The following is a 210-nucleotide window of genomic DNA, read 5'->3' as shown; positions in this document are numbered from 1 at the left end:
CTCGATCGTCTGATCGGGGTTGGAGATTCCTTTTGAAATAAACACTAGCGAGGACGCAGTGCGCGGGGCCGCCCTATTCCGGTGGTTGCCGTGCCGCTCTTTCGTGGAAAGCATTCACGGAGAGTTTGATCCTGGCTCAGGACGAACGCTGGCGGCGTGCTTAACACATGCAAGTCGAACGGTGAAGCCCTTCGGGGTGGATCAGTGGCG

General features: G+C 58.1%; 1 rRNA gene. It reads left to right on the top strand.

Annotated features, from left to right (window positions below):
- Nucleotides 1–113: 113 nt before the first annotated feature.
- Nucleotides 114–210: ribosomal RNA gene (locus tag VM95_RS38400) — 16S ribosomal RNA — on the top strand; the annotation flags it as partial.

Source organism: Streptomyces rubellomurinus, from assembly GCF_000961885.1.
In the GTDB taxonomy this organism is placed as follows: Bacteria; Actinomycetota; Actinomycetes; order Streptomycetales; family Streptomycetaceae; genus Kitasatospora; species Kitasatospora rubellomurina.
Note: the sequence above shows the minus strand (reverse complement) of the source record. Positions and strands in the feature narration are given on the sequence as shown.